This is a genomic window from Corynebacterium jeikeium (assembly GCF_000738175.1).
Taxonomy (GTDB): domain Bacteria; phylum Actinomycetota; class Actinomycetes; order Mycobacteriales; family Mycobacteriaceae; genus Corynebacterium; species Corynebacterium jeikeium_C.
Genome location: NZ_JFCH01000035.1, coordinates 66052 through 83481, shown reverse-complemented (window position 1 = coordinate 83481; position 17430 = coordinate 66052). Strand labels below are relative to the sequence as shown.

General features: G+C 64.9%; 13 protein-coding genes. All 13 read left to right on the top strand.

The genetic code is table 11. From position 1 onward, the window contains the following. Nucleotides 1-2166 (top strand): ATP-dependent DNA helicase RecG, encoded by a 2166-nt coding sequence (locus JQ46_RS06300; protein ID WP_034986381.1) that lies wholly within the window; start codon nt 1-3, stop codon nt 2164-2166. A gap of 40 nt (nt 2167-2206) precedes the next feature. Beyond that, nucleotides 2207-2419, top strand: coding sequence for an acetyl-CoA carboxylase biotin carboxyl carrier protein subunit (locus JQ46_RS06295; RefSeq protein WP_034986380.1), 213 nt, complete (start codon nt 2207-2209; stop codon nt 2417-2419). Nucleotides 2420-2473: 54 nt separating this feature from the next. Further along, nucleotides 2474-3043, top strand: a complete 570-nt coding sequence (locus JQ46_RS06290) for an RsmD family RNA methyltransferase (RefSeq protein WP_034986379.1) — start codon at nt 2474-2476, stop codon at nt 3041-3043. A gap of 10 nt (nt 3044-3053) precedes the next feature. Next, complete coding sequence (gene coaD, locus JQ46_RS06285; RefSeq protein WP_034986378.1) at nt 3054-3539, top strand: pantetheine-phosphate adenylyltransferase; 486 nt, start codon at nt 3054-3056, stop codon at nt 3537-3539. Nucleotides 3540-3598: 59 nt separating this feature from the next. Next, nucleotides 3599-4354: a DivIVA domain-containing protein gene (locus tag JQ46_RS06280; RefSeq protein ID WP_034986377.1), complete on the top strand. Its 756-nt coding sequence runs from the start codon at nt 3599-3601 to the stop codon at nt 4352-4354. 18 nt (nt 4355-4372) lie between these two features. Further along, a complete protein-coding gene (locus JQ46_RS06275; protein WP_034986376.1) occupies nt 4373-4915 on the top strand; it encodes a YceD family protein in 543 nt (180 codons plus the stop codon). Nucleotides 4916-4938: 23 nt separating this feature from the next. Next, complete coding sequence (gene rnc / locus JQ46_RS06270; protein ID WP_034986375.1) at nt 4939-5673, top strand: ribonuclease III; 735 nt, start codon at nt 4939-4941, stop codon at nt 5671-5673. Beyond that, nucleotides 5666-6532, top strand: coding sequence for a bifunctional DNA-formamidopyrimidine glycosylase/DNA-(apurinic or apyrimidinic site) lyase (mutM, locus tag JQ46_RS06265; protein WP_034986374.1), 867 nt, complete (start codon nt 5666-5668; stop codon nt 6530-6532). The genes rnc and mutM overlap by 8 nt, the downstream gene beginning before the upstream one ends. 115 nt (nt 6533-6647) lie before the next feature. Beyond that, entirely contained in the window at nt 6648-8123 is a 1476-nt protein-coding gene (locus JQ46_RS06260) for an alanine/glycine:cation symporter family protein (RefSeq protein WP_034986373.1), read from the top strand. A 6-nt stretch (nt 8124-8129) separates the two neighbouring features. After that, complete coding sequence (locus tag JQ46_RS06255) at nt 8130-8531, top strand: GtrA family protein (protein WP_034986372.1); 402 nt, start codon at nt 8130-8132, stop codon at nt 8529-8531. Between the two features lie 28 nt (nt 8532-8559). After that, on the top strand, nt 8560-12048 hold the full coding sequence (gene smc / locus JQ46_RS06250; RefSeq protein ID WP_034986371.1) for a chromosome segregation protein SMC: 3489 nt from the start codon (nt 8560-8562) through the stop codon (nt 12046-12048). 21 nt (nt 12049-12069) lie between these two features. Continuing rightward, nucleotides 12070-15687: a hypothetical protein gene (locus JQ46_RS06245; RefSeq protein ID WP_237744749.1), complete on the top strand. Its 3618-nt coding sequence runs from the start codon at nt 12070-12072 to the stop codon at nt 15685-15687. 44 nt (nt 15688-15731) lie between these two features. Next, nucleotides 15732-17231: a signal recognition particle-docking protein FtsY gene (gene ftsY / locus JQ46_RS06240; RefSeq protein WP_034986370.1), complete on the top strand. Its 1500-nt coding sequence runs from the start codon at nt 15732-15734 to the stop codon at nt 17229-17231. Nucleotides 17232-17430 lie beyond the last annotated feature (199 nt).

Below are 17430 nucleotides of genomic sequence, written 5' to 3'. Positions count from 1 at the left end.
ATGCTGGGGTGGCAGGACTCGCGCCCACTATCGGTTGCGATTTCCAACGACCGCGCGAAGCGGCTGGCCGATAAGCCCGGCATCAAAACCATCGCCGATGCAGTGCTGAACTTCCCCGTCACCTACGCTCGGCTCGGCTCGCCACAAGGGCTGGACGAGCTGCGAGTCGGGGAGAAGTACACCTGTGCCGGGGAGATCCTCAGCGTGGGGGAGAAAGACAACCACTCCGGGCGTGGGCCCAGAAAATTTTTGGCGTTCACCTTTACCGACGGCGTGCGGACTTTCCGCTCCGCGTTGTTCGGGAATGTGGCCTACCACCGGAAGCGCATCAAGCGGGGCTCGATGATGCTGCTGCACGGCAAGCTCTCCGAGTTCAACGGCCAGTGGGAGCTGAAAAACCCCAGCTATGTATCCATCCTGCCCGCCCTGGATGCGGAGTTCGGCATGTTCGGGCCGCTGAAGACAATCGTGGACGTCATGGGTTCTGAGACCGCCGCCCAGGAGCTGCTGGCCAAGCCGTGGATGGCCGGATACAAGCGCCGCCCCGGCACCTCCACCGCGGAGATGCTGGGAGTGATGGACCACGTACTGCGGGTCATGGACGAACCCGGTGAGTTCCTGCCACTCCCGCGCCGCAACCCCGGCGCGCCCGCCTGGCCCACGGATGGAAGGGGCCGCCCGCTGATTAGCTTCGCCGACGCACTACGGCACATCCACCAGCCGAGCGAAGCCGGCCCCGAACCCGCTCGGCGCAGGCTGAAGTTCAACGAGGCTCTCGAGCTGCAGCTGGTCATGGCTCTACGGCGCAATGACGCCACCAAGCGCACCGGCATGGCGCTCGCGCCGGGCGAGAACGTGGAAAAGCTGATCGCAGGGCTGCCCTTCGACCTCAGCGCGGGGCAGAAGATGGCGCTGGAGGACATCGGCTCCCGCCTGGGCGGAACCACCCCGGCGAACCTGCTGCTGCACGGTGAGGTCGGTTCCGGCAAGACGATGGTGGCCTTGATCAGCATGCTCTGGGCCGTGGACTCCGGCTATCAGTGCGCTTTCATCGCGCCGACGGAAATCCTGGCGGTGCAGCACGCCCGCAGTCTGGTGAAGATGCTGGAGAACACCGACGTGCGAGTATCCGTACTGGTCGGCAGTCAGAAGCAGGCCGAGAAGCAGCGCACGCTCCTGGACCTGGTCTCCGGCCAGACCGACATTGTGGTCGGCACGCACGCGGTGATCCAGGACTCGGTGGAGTTCTACCGTCTGGGCATGGTCATCGTCGACGAGCAGCACCGCTTCGGCGTGCAGCAGCGCAACAAGCTGCGGGAATCCGCGCCGGTGGATGCCACCCCACACATGATGGTCATGACCGCCACCCCGATCCCGCGATCTGTGGGCATGACGATGTTCGGAGACCTGACGCCCATCACGCTGGTTGGCAAGCCCGGCGGACGCGGGGCGATCGAAACAGTGGTGGTACCCGCCGACAAATACCGCTGGGTGCGGCGCGCCTGGGAGCGCATGGGCGAGGAGATCAAGGCCGGTGGCCAGGCCTACGTGGTAGCGCCCCGCATCGAGGGGCGCTCCGGTGTGGAGGAATGGTGTGAGCGGATCGCCACCGAGGAACTGCCCGGCTGCCGAGTGGCGATGCTGCACGGCAAGATGGACCCCGCCGACAAGGACCAGGTGATGCAGGACTTCGCCGCCGGGAAGATCGACGTGCTGGTCGCCACCACCGTCATCGAGGTCGGCGTGGACGTACCCAACGCCTCCATGATGATGATCCTGGAGGCAGAGAACTTCGGCTTCTCCCAGCTCCACCAACTGCGCGGGCGCATCGGCCGTGGGCGCCGGGACTCACTGTGTCTGCTGCACACCACCGCCGCGCCGGATAGCCCCTCCTTCCACCGCCTGCAGGTGGTGGCGCAAAGCAACGACGGATTCCGCCTGGCGGAGGAAGACCTGAAGATGCGCACCGAAGGAGACATCCTGGGCCAGGACCAGTCGGGGCGGTCGGCGCGAAGGGCGTCATTACTAGACCTCAGCACCGACGGCGAGATCATCGAATCGGCGCGCGACTACGCAGAAGCGCTGGTGGCCTACGACGAACAGCTGGCGCGCTCTTTGGTGGTGGACATCGAGATCGACGACCAGGACTACATCGAGAAGAGCTAGGGGAGAAGAACTCGCCGACCCAGTTGCTAGACTCTGGGACATGGAAATCTGTGCCCCATTCGCGGGAGTTGTGCACTTCCTCGTCGCCGACGGAGAGACCGTAGACACCGGCGACGCGCTGTGCACGGTGGAATCGCTGAAGCTGGAAGCGCCCGTGCTCGCGCCGGGGCCGGGAGTGGTGCGCAGGACGAACTCGCAGGACTATGAGGATGTGCACGGCGGGGACGTGATTCTGCGGGTCGAGGCTCAATAAGGCCGGCACTAGTAACGACCACGAGCAAAAATTAAGGCAGGACTGCAAAGCACTATGACACGCATCATCTCCGGAACCGCCCGCGGCTGCAGCATCAAGGTGCCCAGCGAAGGCACCCGTCCCACCTCGGATCGTGCCCGCGAAGGGCTGTTCTCCTCTCTGCAGGTCCGCTTCGGCTTCGTCGACGAGGTCGTGCTGGACCTCTTCGCCGGCTCCGGTGCCCTCGGGCTGGAGGCCGCGAGCCGCGGGGCTAAGGAGGTCACCCTGGTGGATAACAGCGACGCGGCGGTGAAGACCATCAAGGACAACGCGCGCGTCGTGCCCGAGGCGAAGGTGCAGGTGGTGGAGGCGAAGGCGTCATCCTTCCTGGCCGGAGCCCCGCGCAACCACTACACGATGGTGCTGGCCGACCCGCCCTACGAGCTCACCGATGAGGCTGTCGCCGAGATGGTGGAGGCGCTGATTCCTGTTCTTACTAGTGACGCCGTCGTGGTGGTCGAGCGCAATAGTGCCTCACCCGAAACCGCGTGGCCGGAAGGCTTCGAGCCGACCGGGCAGAAGCTAAAGAAGCGCACCTACGGAATCGCCCGCTTCGACATGGCGATTTGGCGGGGCGAGGGTTAGGTTAGGTGCCATGCGAGTAGTTTGCCCCGGATCTTTCGACCCCATCACGCTGGGTCACTTGGATATTTTCACCCGCGCCGCTGCCAACTGGGAGGAGGTCGTGGTTCTGGTGACCTATAACCCAAACAAGAACGGCCTGTTCACCGCCGAGGAGCGCATCGAGCTGATCGAGAAGTCCATCGCCGCCATCCCCAATGGGCCGAAGAACATCACGGTCGATACGTGGGACAAGCTGCTGGTGGACTACCTGAACGAGAACAATATTCAGGCGATGGTCAAGGGCCTGCGCAGCTCTTTGGACTACGAGTACGAGCTGCCGATGGCGCAGATGAACCAGCGCCTGTCGGGCGCGGAGACGTACTTCCTGCTGACCTCCCCGGAGTACGGGTACGTGTCCTCCACCCTGTGCAAGGAGGTTGCGAAGTACGGCGGAGACGTTTCTGGGTTGCTGCCGGAGCCGGTCGTCGCGGCGGTGGAGGAGAAGTTCCGCGGCTAGCGCCCGTCAAGGCGTGTCTAAACCTGTAGTTGAGGTCAAGTGATGGCACAGTGGAGGCCATGTACAAGACATTCCAGGGTATGGATGACCTTCAGCAAATGGTGGAGCAGGCCTACGGCGTGCCCATGACCTCCAACTGCATGGTTCCGCGGCGCGAGGTGCTCGACATTCTCGACGAAATGCGCAACGCGATCCCGATCGAGATGGACGATGCGCAGGACGTCCTCGACCACCGCGACGATATTATCGCCGACGCTCAGGACCAGGCCGACGCAACCATCTCCAGCGCCAACTCCGAGGCGGACGCGATCGTGCAGGACGCGCAGGATCGCGCCAACCAAATCCTCCAGGATGCACAGGATCGTGCAACCAACACCGTCGCCCAGGCCGAGGATCAGGCAGACCGCCTGGTCAGCGACGCTCGCCGTGAATACGAGACGGTCACTACCCGCGCCGCCGACGAAGCCGAGCGCCTGGTCAGCGACGGTAACGCCAGCTACCAGCGCTCCGTCGACGAAGGTCTGGCCGAGCAGCGCCGCCTGGTCTCCGACTCCGAGGTCGTCCGCAACGCCGAGGCCGAGGCCAACCGCATTATTGAATCCGCCCACGCGGACTCCGACCGCCTGCGCACCGAGTGCGACCGCTACGTCGATTCCACCCTGGCCGAGTTCGAGGACACCCTCACTACCACGCTGCGCACCGTCAACCGCGACCGGTCCGCCCTGCGCAAGGGCGCTGGTGCCTCCGGATACCAGAACGGCACTGTCGGCTACCAGAACGATTCCGACCCCCACGGTTACCGTCAGCAGCGATAGACGGGTAGAAAGAAGGGTATGAGTAACCCCTTCGTTCTTGCAGTCGGCGACATCCCAACTGGACTCAGCGAGCCGGTCGACGCCCAGGGGGCGTCCCCCGTACCGTGGGGCGGCAACATGCTGGGCGTGGCAGAGGGCGCACCCGTCGAAGTTCATGGAACCCTGGCGAACTTGGGCGAGGCAATCATGGCCAACCTGCAGGTCAGCGGCGAGGCCAAGGGAACCTGCTCCCGCTGCCTGCAGGAGCTGTCCACCACCCTGGAGTACTCCATCAGCGACGTCTTCGGTCTGACTCCGGACTTCATCACCGATGACAGCCCCGAGGGCGACGATGCTGAAGACGAGGAAGAGCCGCTGCTGGTGCAGGACAACGCCATTGACATCACCCAGCTTGTCATCGACGAGGCCGGCCTAAACGCACCGTTTAGTCCCGTGTGCGCCGACTTCGGTGCCGAGTGCCGCGAGGACACCCCGGCGCCGGACGGCATCAGCGAGGAAGCCGAGGAAGACGACCGCCCGGATCCGCGCTGGGCTGGCCTGGAGAAGTTCAAGAACCTCTAAAAGGAAAGGCAACCCGAACCCCAATGGCTCGTAAACGCCGATTGACCGGCGAGGCCGCCCTCAACGCTGCCTATGGCAAGTCCGACCACGCACCATTACTGGAGGCGTGGGGCGTGGAGCTGCCCGACGATCTGCTGCGACTGGCGCTGACCCACCGCTCCTTCGCCAACGAAAACGGCCACCTGCCGAACAACGAACGCCTGGAGTTCCTGGGCGACGCAGTGCTGGGCCTGGCCGTCGCGGAACAGCTGTACCGCCAGTTCCCGGAGCGCGCGGAATCCGACATCTCGAAGATGCGCTCCGGAGTGGTGAACATGTACGCCCTGGCAGATGTCGCGCGTCGCCTCGGCATGGGCGAGTACATCCTGCTCGGCCGCGGCGAGATGCTGACCGGCGGCAAGGATAAGCACTCCATCCTGGCTGACTCCGTGGAGTCCATGCTCGGCGCGATCTACCTGCACCACGGCTTCGAGGTTGCCCGCGCCACGGTGCTGCGTCTGTTCGCCGACAAGATCACCGAGGCTCCCACCACCGGCCTGACGATGGACTGGAAGACCGTGCTGCTGGAGAAGCTCTCCGACATGAAGCTGCCCCTGCCCACCTATGAGGTGCGCGGCGAAGGCCCGGAGCACGACAAGACCTTCTATGCCACCGTCACCATCGAGGACCTGGTGACCCACGGCGAGGGCCACACGAAGAAGGTCGCCGAGCACGCCGCCGCCAAACAGGCCGTGCAGAAGCTCAACGAACGTGCCTGAGCTCCCCGAGGTTGAGGTCGTCCGCCGCGGCCTCGAAGAACACCTGGTCGGCCGCCGCTTTACCGACGTCGAGGTCTGTCACCCACGTGCCGTCCGCTCCGGGGACCCGGAAGTTCTTGTTTCTTTTCTTCGTGACGCCACCGTCACCGCAGTAAAACGCCGCGGAAAATTTTTGTGGTTGGATTTCGGCGAGGACTTCCTGTTGCAAGTGCACCTGGGCATGAGTGGCCAGATGCTCGTGGCCGAGCCCGGCCAGGTGCAATCCCCGCACGTGCGCATCCGGGCGGGGCTATCCGATGGGCGTGAGCTGTGCTTCGTGGATCAGCGAACCTTCGGCGAGTGGCGGCTGGAAAAGGCCGTGCCGGATCCGTGGGCAGTGGGGGCCGGGGTGGCGTCACCAAAAAATTTTTTACCCCAGAATGTCAGCCACATCAGTGCCGATCCGCTAGAGCCTGCCTTCGACGCGCAGGCTGCGGTGGAGCGGATGAAGTCCAAGCGTGCGGCGGTGAAGACGGTGTTGCTGAACCAGGAGGTCGTCTCCGGTATTGGCAACATCTACGCCGACGAGGCGCTGTTCCTGGCCGGAGTGCGTCCGCGGCGCAGCGCGGCTCTGCTGAGTAGGCCCACCCTGCACCGGGTGTTGCAGTCGGCGGCGGAAGTGATGGAGCGCGCGCTGGAACAGGGCGGCACCAGCTTCGATGCGCTGTATGTGAACGTTAACGGTGCGTCGGGGTACTTTTCGCGCTCGCTGAACGTGTACGGGCGCGGCGGTGAACCCTGTAAGGGGTGCGGGGAGCCGATCAAGCGGGTGGTCGTCGGCGGGCGGTCGACGCACTATTGCGCAACGTGCCAGCAGTAGGAGTGCCACGGGCGAACAGCAAAAACTTAAAGCTTCCTGAGCTGCAACGATAGGCCAAGAAAGGTGAACATGTCGCATTTATTTTCTGGCACTAGTTTCGGGTAAATTTCTGCGCATGGAAACAACTGAAAATTTCGTGGCGAATACGCTGAACGAAAATATTTGGAAGATCATCCCCGTCTTCCTGCTCGCAGCCGGCGCCTACTTCGGCATTCGCACCCTGGTAGTGCAGATCCGCATGGTGCCGGACATGTTCCGCTCGGTGAAGGAACCGGCGGTCGGCAAGAGCGGAGAGAACATCTCCGCGTTCCAAGCATTCAGCATCTCGGCAGCGTCCCGCGTGGGTACAGGCAACGTGGTGGGCGTGGCTATCGCCATCACCCTGGGTGGCCCGGGCGCGGTGTTCTGGATGTGGATCGTCGCCCTCGTCGGCGGCGCAACTGCCTTCGTGGAGGCCACGCTGGCGCAGCTCTGGAAGACCCGCGATAAGGACGGCTATGTCGGTGGCCCGGCTTACTACATGACCAAGGGGCTGGGCGCGAAGCCGCTTGCGCTGATCTTCGGCATCGCCATCACCATCACCTATGGCTTTGTGTATAACGCCGTGCAGACCAACTCCATCGCGGAGGCCGCGGGTTCCTCCCTGCACTCCCTTAACCCCAATATTGCGGCCGATGCCACCTGGCTGAAGATCGCTACGGGTCTGCTGGTGGCAGCTCTGACCGCGCTGGTGATCTTCGGCGGCGTGAAGCGCATCGCTAATGCCACCCAGGTGATCGTCCCGCTCATGGCTAGTGCCTACATCGTGTTGGGTGTGATCGTTCTGGCCATCAACATCAGCGAGGTTCCGGCGATGTTCGGCACCATCGTGGAGCACGCCCTGGGCATCAAGGAGATCGCCGGTGCCACCTTGGGCGCAGCGTTCATGAACGGCATGCGCCGTGGCCTGTTCTCCAACGAGGCCGGCCAGGGCTCTGCACCGAACGCCGCCGCCACCGCGGCAGTATCGCACCCGGTCAAGCAGGGCCTGGTGCAGACCCTGGGCGTTTACTTTGACACCCTGGTGGTTTGTACCATCACGGCCTTCATCATCCTGCTGTCCAACCCGGCCTATGGCGAGGGCGTTCAGACCGCCAACCTGACTCAGAGCGCGCTGTCGGCTCAGGTGGGCGAGTGGGGCACTCACTTCATCACGATCATCCTGTTCTTCCTGGCGTTCTCCTCCGTGCTGGGCAACTACTACCTTGCCCAGGCGAACGTGGAGTACTTCACCAAGTCCAAGACCAAGCTGAACATTTTCCGCGTGCTCGTCGTGCTCTGTGTGTTCGGTGGCGCCATTGGTACCGTCCCGCTGGTCTGGTCTCTGGCCGACACCTTCGCCGCGACGATGGTTCTTATCAACCTCTGCGCCATCGTCCCGCTGGGCGGTGTGGCCATCAAGCTGCTGCGGGACTTCTCCCAGCAGAAGGCCGCGGGCATGGATCCGATCTTCCACCGCGACAACCTGCCGGAGTTGAAGAACGTCGAGTGCTGGGATGGTACGGACCCGGAGTGCCAGCGCCGCGAGCTTCACAACGGCGCAACCGCCTAAGAACAGATGGAACTGCGCGCGCTTACCAGGAAACTCGTAATCTTCACGCTTGTCGGCGTGGTTGGGGCGTGCTTTGACTTCGGGACGAGGACGCTGCTGCTCAATCTCGGCGTCATTGGCTTCGTCGCGCGCGCTTGCAGTTACATTGTGGGAAGCACGGTTGCCTACTACCTCAACAGCTTCTTCACGTTCCAGGGGGACCGTTCGGGAGCTGAGAAGGCTCGCGCCGCGGTGGTTTACACCATTTGTTTCTTAACAGCGGTTGTCGTCGATGCTTTGATGCGGAACTGGGGAACTGACTTGCCACACATACTGTTCTGGTCATGGTTCGTCTCCCAAGCCGTCGCTACAGTTCTCAACTTCGTGTTGCAAAACACTTGGGTGTTTAGGGCGCAGGAAGCTGCTTAGCGCCGGATCGCTTTGATAGCATCAGGCAATGCACTTAAAGTCGTTGACGCTCAAAGGATTCAAGTCCTTCGCGTCCGCGACGACCCTGAAACTAGAGCCAGGCATCTGCGCCGTTGTAGGACCCAACGGTTCCGGAAAATCCAACGTTGTGGATGCCTTGGCCTGGGTCATGGGGGAGCAGGGTGCGAAGACCCTGCGTGGCGGGAAGATGGAAGACGTCATCTTCGCCGGAACGGGGGACCGCAAGCCGCTGGGGCGCGCGGAAGTCACTCTGACTATCGACAACTCCGATGGCAAGCTGCCCATCGAATATTCCGAGGTTTCCATCACCCGCCGCATGTTCCGCGACGGCGCGTCGGAATACGAGATCAACGGGGCCAAGGCTCGCCTGATGGATATCCAGGAGCTGCTGAGTGACTCCGGCATCGGCCGCGAAATGCACGTGATCGTCGGGCAAGGCCGACTATCGCAGATCCTGGAATCGCGCCCCGAGGAGCGCCGCGCCTTCATCGAGGAGGCCGCCGGTGTGCTGAAGCATCGGCGTCGAAAAGAAAAGGCGCAACGCAAGCTCGTCAACATGCAGGCCAACCTCGACCGCCTGCACGACCTGACCGACGAACTGCGCAAACAGCTCGGGCCGCTGGCGCGCCAGGCAGAGGCCGCGCAGAAGGCCTCCGCCGTGCAGGCCACCATCCGCAGCACGCGCGTGCAGCTGGCTGCGCACAAGGTCAAGCAGCTATCCGAGGAGCTCAACGACTCGACGCGGCGCAGTGAAATGCTGGCCGAACAGCGCGCTGAACTGCAGGCGGAGCTGGAGGAACACAGCGAGACCCTGGCCGTCACCGAGGAAGAACTACGCACAGCCCTGGAGGAAGCCGAGGCGGCGAAAAACCTCTGGTACCGGCTGTCCGCAGTGCAGGAGAAGAACTCCGCCACCCTGCGTATCGCCACCGACCGTGCGGATCAGGCTCAGGTCGCCGAATGGTCGGGCCCCGACCCGCAAGAGCTGCTGGAACGCGCCGAGCGCGCCGCCGAGGAGCAGGCCGAGCTGGAAGAGAACGTGGAGATCGCCGCCGAGAAGCTGGAGACGATCGCCGAGCAGGTAGCCGAGGCCGAGGAGGCCGCCCGCGCCGCCGAACAAGAACATTTCGCCCAGGTCCGAGCTATTGCCGACCGGCGCGAGGGCGTGGTGCGCCTGCTTGCCCAGCACGAGGCCGCCGCCACCCAGCGCGATAACGCCGCCGCGGAGGTCGAGCGCCTGCAGGAAAATGCTGCCGAGCAGCAGGAAACCCTCGACGGCCTGATGGAGGACATCACCGAGGCGGAGGAGGCTCTGCGCGAGACCGAAGCCTCCGGCGGCGACCTGGAGGAAACCCGCGCCCAGGCCGACCGCGAGGCCGCCGGTGCGGAGGAGCGCGCCGAGCAGTTGCGCGCCGAGCAGCTGCAGCTGGAGCGCGACATCGCCACCGCCGAGGCAACCATTGCCGCCTGGCAGGACCGCCTGACACCCACCGACGGCGCTGCGGTGGTTGTCCGCGCCGCCGACAAGGAGGGCATCGCCACCCGCCGCCTGGCCGAGCAGCTGCACATTGACGACGGATGGGGTGCCGCCGCGGCCGCCGTTTTGGGCGATGCGGCGAGCTCGGGAATTGTCGCCCCTCTTTCTGACGCCCTCATCTCCGCCCTCACCGATGCCCGCGAAGGCCGCGCGGTGCTGCTGGACCCGGGAGCCCCGGAGGGGGATACGAGCGCGACGTTCCGCCTGGATACGGACGTTTCCGCGGGCAAGTGGCTGCTGGACCTGATGGACGTACCCGCAGACCTGCTGCGCTCCCTGACGGCTCTGCTGGTGGACGTTGTGGCCGTGGGCAGTGCCGCGGAAGCCCGGAAGGTCGTGGCCGCGGATCCGCGCCTGCGCGCGGTGACGAAGGAAGGCTCCGTTTACGGCGCTGGGTGGGTCGCCAGTGGCTCCGGCGGGACTACCCCTGTCGAGTTGGCGGATAAGATTGCGGCGGAGACAGAGGGCGTCACAAAGAAAAAGAAGGAACTAGGCGACCTGCAAGCCGCACTATCCGGTGCGCTTGACGCGGCCAGCGACCTGCGGACCGCCGCGGCTGCGGCGCGGGCGGCGGAACAGGAGCATCGGGCACTGCGTGATGCGGCGGCCAAGCGCCTGAGCGCACTGCAGAAGCAGGGCGAGGCAGCGCAGCGCCAGCTGGAGCGCAGCACCGCCGAACATCAATCCGCCGAACAGCGTCTGGCTAAGACCACCGAGGAACTCGACGAGCTGGCCGATCGCGTGGCGCGCGTGGACGACGAAGAGCACACGACCGAGCCTTCCTCGGCCGAGCGCGATGCCGCCGCTCTGCACCTTTCGCAGGTCAAGGCCATGGAGATGGAGGCCCGCCTGGCGCAGCGTACCGCCGAGGAGCGCGCGCAATCCACCCGGGGCCGGGCAGAGAACCTGCGCCGACAGGCCCGCGCAGAGGAGGCCGCGCGCAAGCACCACCAACAGCAACAAGCCCGCCGGGCAGCCGCCCGCGAGATGGCCACCTGCGTGCGCGAACAGGCCCAGCGCATCGCCGAACGCATCGCCGACGCGCTGGCCACCGCCGAGGCCAACCGCTCGCACACCGAGCAGGCGCACAAGCAGTGGCAATCCACGATGGCACAGCAGCGCGACAAGGTCTCCGCGCTGACCGCGCACCTGGGGCGCATGAACGACAACGCACACTCCGCCGAGCTGGCACGCACCCAGGCACAGGTCAAGATCGAGCAGGCCGTGGCCGGCGCGATGGAACAACTGGGGCTCACCGCCGAGCAGCTGCTGGCCGAAGAGCTGCCGGAGGACTTCGACGCGGCCGCCACCAAGGCCGAACTGAAGAAGGCCGAGAAGGCACTGAACTCCCTGGGCAAGGTGAACCCGTTGGCGCTGGAGGAGTTCAAGGCGCTAGAGGAGCGCTACAACTTCCTGGCCCAGCAGCTGGACGACGTGGAGCGGGCGCGCAATGACTTGCACGAGGTGATCGCGGACGTGGATGCCACGATCCTGCAGCTGTTCACCGAGGCCTGGCAGGACGTCGAGGTCGCCTTCCCGGAGGTGTTCAGCACCCTGTTCCCGGGTGGCGCGGGCCGGCTGGTGCTTACCGACCCGGATGACATGCTGACCACCGGCATTGAGGTCGAGGCCCGCCCGCCGGGCAAGAAGGTCAAGCGCCTATCGCTGCTGTCCGGTGGCGAGAAGTCCCTGACCGCGCTGGCGATGCTGGTGGCTATCTTCAAGGCCCGCCCGAGCCCGTTCTACGTGATGGACGAAGTCGAGGCCGCCCTGGACGACGTGAACCTGCGGCGCTTGCTCGCCCTGTTCGAGGAGCTGCGGAAGGATTCCCAGCTGATCGTTATTACCCACCAGAAGCCCACCATGGATGTAGCGAATGTGCTGTATGGTGTGACGATGCGCGGCGACGGCGTGACCAGGGTGATTTCGCAGAGGATGGCTCCCGAGAACAGCGCCTGACCGGTGACGTAGGATGGTCGCGTGAGTTCTAGCGAGAAGACCCCAGCCAGCGCAGCACCTACCACCAGCCCGATCTCCGACATGCAGGATTCGCTCCTGCCGTGGGCCTCGTCCACCGAGGCGGCCCTGGCCGGGAAGCTGGCCGACGTGGAACTTTTCGTAGAGCTAGACATCGACGGCGACGAGCTGGAGCGCACCAGCCGATTCTTCGGCACCTTCATCGCTCGCCAGGTCGCCGCCGGTTCCACCGAGGAGGCCCTGCTGCAGGCCTGTCCCGCGCTGACGATCGCCACGTTGCTCTCCCGCGCCGCGCGGTTCCACGAGGTCTCGGAACTGCCAGCCGAGTACTGGTACGGCCTTGGTTTGGAGCCGACGCCCACACGTACCCAGCTGATCGAAGGGCGCTTTGGGGAACTACTCTCCGCCGCTGGGCTGGATCCCATGGATGCGGTATCCGGCGGGCCGGACGGGGAGCTCGGGCGCCTGTTTGCCCACGTGGGAATTGCCTCGGACTGGGTGCCGGAGCTGATCGAGCTGGTGGATAACCACCAGGCGAACAGCGCGGAGGGAGCCGAGGCCGCTGACATTGCGCGGGCCGTCGTGGCCGAGCTGGCCGATGAACCGCGCCAGGTAGGTCCGCTGTGTGCCACCCTGCCGGAGGCGGCGGTGAAGCTGATCGCCCCGATCGTGGAGATCGTCTCCCACGCCGCCGCGCACCCGGACTCCTGGGAGTACACGCTTCCCGCCGTGGAGCTGCCCGCACTCATCCTGGAGGATGTGATTGAAGAGCTGCGGGAGAGGCCGGTGGGCACGCAGGATCGGCGTCACAGTGTGGGCGTGGCACACCGCGAAGACCAGCCGCGCCTGCAGCTAGATACGCTGCGCCAGCGCGTGGTTCTGCGCCTGCCCTCGCAGCCCCTGGAGAGCGAGGGGAAGGTGCACACCGAGGTGCGCTGGCGCCTGGACTTCGACGGCGAACCCGCAGCCTTCCGCACCATGCACGCGGACAACGCAGGAAGGGCCGTGACCGAGATCCTGGACATTCCCGTGCGCCAGCCGCTGCGCAAGGTCAGTGTGCGCAACGCCAACGACGGCCAGCACTGGCAGCTGCCGCTGGTGGATACCGAGGATCCGGTGCTGGTGTTCACCATCCGCGGCACGGATCTGACCGACCGGGTTTCCCTGCACCACGAGCAGGTGTACGTGGTGGTTCCCGCCGAGACTTCTGCCGTGGACCCGGTGACCGGGGCGGACATTCCGGTGCTGGAAGAACAGCCGATGAAGAGCTGGAACGGCTGGGTCATCCGCCTGCTGGACTTAAGCGAATCCCTGAGCCTGCACATCGCCAAGCCGGGCGAGCGCAGCCCGTCCATGGCCGGAGTGCGTGCCGTGGACCCGCGCCAGCGCGCCCAGTTCGTGGAGCCTGACGACGTGGTGGGTGGCGTGGAGACCACCTCGGGCAAGGTGATCCACTCCCAGAGCCTGCAGGTGGAGTTCCCGCCTACGATCTCCGGCGCGGACGAGATTTGGTACCTATCCGTCTCCGCCTATGCGGGGCCCGGCGAGACCGGCGAGGCCGTCTCCGACGAGGAACCGCTGGAGGTTCCCGCCGAGGGCGGCGTGTTCGACGTCTTCGACCCCGAGGCGTGGGATAGCCCGTGGGTGGGCGAGTACCTGGTGCGCCTGCGCGGCCCCCGCAATGAATCCTTCCGGCACGAATACGCCCTGGTGGAGGGGCTTTCCCTGGAGATGGAATTCGGCGGGCCCAGTACCCAAACGCGCCTGCCGATGGCCGGGGGACTAAGCCCCGTGACGGTCCGCCTGCTGCCGGGGGAGAAGCCCTTCGAGAAGATCCCGCCCCAGAAACTGGGCCCCACCGACCGCTTTAGCACCACCGTCGTGCAGACCGAGGCGGGTGACGCGCTGCCCGTCATCGTTAAGCCCTCCCGCCTTCGCTACCAGCTGACGATGCAGGGGGAGGATCCGATGTGGCGCACCGACCCCATCGAAGTCTCCGCCCGTGCCATCGACACGCAGACCCGCTTCCGTGTGCGCCCCGGCTTCCGTCCGGGCATGGGATCCAAAGCGGAGAATTTGGCGCTGATGGATGACGCCCGCGTGGTGATCCGCAACCACCACGGCTCGCCCGTGCGCACCCTGAAGCTGGAAACGATAGACGAGGTCACCTGGTTCGTAGATCTCGCCAGCGCCGCCGGGTCCCTGGCCACGTTGACCTCTGGAGCCATTGAGCTGGAGTTCGTCGAGGATCGCCGAGTGAGCGTGCGCCTGGCCCGCATCGTGCCCGGGTTCGACTACACCGCCTCCGTCGACGGGGACGCCCTATTCATCCACGGCGAGGACGAATCCGAGGAAGCCCCGGTGCAGTTCGGTGCGCCGGGCGTCGGCGCGTGGGTCTGGCCCATCACCGCGCCCTGGCAGCCCGCATACTTCGTAGAGCTGCAGGCTACGCCCAGTGAAGCAGGTGGCCTAGATCTGGGCACTCTAGCCCAGGGCACACTGCCCGCCGAACTCGTGGGCGCTGGCCCCTTGAGCGTGCAGCTGTTCGGCCGCGATCGTTTCAACTACCTGCGGGCTCCCGTCGCCGCCGGCCAACACGCCGCCGTCGCACAGGCCGAGGGCTACTTCGGGGCCAACAAGGAAGACGCCGACACCGACCCGTGGGTGCAGCTGGCCGCCTTCCTGGCGGGCGAATCCGAAGAGCTCCCCAGCGATACCGCTACGCTGTCCACCCTCTGGGACGTGCAGGCCGGCTGGCTGCGCGGACGCTTCGACGTGCTGGACAACCTGCGCACCGCGCTGACGAACAACCCGCGCGAATCCGTCCACGCCATGTCTCAGTCCCTGGTTCCCGCCGCCGACCGCCCCGCGCAGTTCATACTCTCCGGGCTGGTGCACTCCACCCTGGTGGGAGCCGAAGCCGAGCGCTCGAACACCCCGTGGATCGCAGCTCTCGAGATCCTGGGGGACATGTCGCTGGTTGACCCCGAAGGGGCGTCAGAAGAAAAAGAACAAGACAAGCGCCTGCGGCAAGAGCTCAAGAAGGTCGCCGGGCAACCCGCCGTGCAGACCGTCGATACCGGCCGCGACGTGTCCCTGGATACCGCGTGCATCGACAGCACCACCGTGCAGATCGCGCACATGGATCCGGCACAGCAGAAGGCCGTGCTGGACATGTTCTTCGGCAAGGCCGGGGTAGTGCCGGGCGCGCTGAGCGAGGAAAACAGCCGCCTCATCGCCGTGTTCGAGACCTTCAATAAGCGCGCCGAACTCTCCGAACTGCTGGGCGACCCGGAACTGATGAAGACCGCCGTCACGCTGCTGCGCAAGGTGAAGGCCGCGAACCGGCAGCTGTACCTCTCCGCGCGCGTGCGCTTCGACCGGCTGGAGGGTGTGGATACCGATACTCCGGAAAACCGTTGGGCGCTGGCGCCCGTGATCTCCATGGTGTTCGCCCTGGCCACCCGCATGTACGCGCACAAGAAGATGTCCAGCCTGGGCAAACTGCTCAGCGCCTACCCGGGATGGGCGGCCATGGCGCGGTTGGTGCCGGACCTAGTGACCGGAGACATCGTCATGGCAGACGCCATGGTCCGCGGCGTGTTCGGGCCGACTGTCTAACCGTGAGTCGGCATTAGCCGCGAAGTTCTGATTCACTGGAGGCTATGAATACTGTCTTGATGTGGGTCCTCATTGGACTTTTGGTTCTCGCCATTGTCGTGGCGATTCTTGTTGTTCTGGGTTTGCGCCGAAACAAGGCGAAGCAGGTTTCCTTCGAGAAGAAGGAGGAGATCGAGCAGAAGAAGCCCAGCAGTGGCGATTACAAGGCCCAGGGCGGGTTTAACTTCACCGCCGGTGGTGGCGCCGGAGCCGGTGCCGCGACCGCCGAGAAGCAGCCGGAGTTGCGCCCCGACCAGGAGCTGAAGAAGCCGAAGGAAACCCCGGAGGCAACCCCAGAGCCCAAGGCTGCCCCGGAACCGACGCCGGAACCGGAGCCGACCCCGGAACCAGAAGCGACCTCCGAGCCGGAAGCAACCCCAGAGCCCGAGCCGACACCCGAACCAGAGGCGTCGAAGACCGCTCCGACCCCGGCGCCCACGACCAAGCCAGAGCCGGTGGAGGAGCCGGAGCCTGTCGCTGAGCCTAAAGCAGAACCGGTACCAGAGCCGATCTCCGAGCCGGAACCCGAGCCTGAGCCGACTCCCGAACCCGAGCCAGCCCCCGCAGAACAGCGCGAGGAGATCGCGCCCGTCCAGGGCCGCCTGGGCAAGCTGCGCGGTCGCATGTCCAAGTCACAGAATGTCATTGGCCGTGGCGTGCTCGGCATCCTGAGTGCCGGCGACCTCGACGAGGACGCATGGGAGGAGATCGAAGACACCCTCCTGATGGCGGACCTGGGTACCCCAACCACGATGAAGGTCGTTGACGACCTCCGCGAGCGCATCGCCGTCAATGGCGTTTCCAGCGAGGAAGAAGCCCGTGGCATGCTCCGCGAGGCGCTGATCGATGCCTGCAAGCCGGACATGGACCGCTCCATCAAGGCCATGCCCTACGAGGGCAAGCCGGCCGTGATCATGGTGGTGGGCGTCAACGGAACCGGTAAGACCACCACCACCGGTAAGCTGTCCCGCGTGCTCATCGGCATGGGCCACAAGGTTTTGCTCGGCGCGGCGGATACGTTCCGTGCGGCTGCGGCTGACCAGCTGGAGACGTGGGGGCGTCGAGTGGGGGCAGAAACAGTACGCGGCGCAGAGGGAGCAGACCCAGCCTCCGTTGCGTTCGACGCAGTGGCCAAGGGCATCGACTCCGGCGTGGACGTCGTCCTGGTCGATACCGCTGGCCGCCTGCACACCAGCGTGGGCCTGATGGATCAGCTGGGCAAGGTCAAGCGCGTGGTGGAGAAGAAGGCGAAGGTCGACGAGGTGCTACTGGTGCTGGACGCGACCGTCGGCCAGAACGGCCTCATGCAGGCACGCACGTTCCGCGAGGTCGTGGACATTTCCGGCGTGGTACTTACCAAGCTCGACGGCACCGCAAAGGGCGGCATCGTCTTCCAGGTACAGGAAGAACTCGGTGTGCCGGTGAAGATGGTGGGCCTCGGCGAAGGCGCGGACGACCTGGCCCCGTTCGAGGTCGAAAGCTTCGTCGATGCACTGCTGGGGTAAAAAATAAGCCCCTTCGGACAGCAAAAAACTAAAAAATTTACGTAAATAACCCCGTATGTGTGCAGCGTACGGGGTTATTCGCGTTGACCGGCCAAAAATTCAGTGATCTGCGTCTCAAAAAATTTTTTCTTTCCTGAATGCGAGTTTTCAGCATTTTATTCTTTGCAGCACAAGTGCTGAGACTCACAGATATGGATGT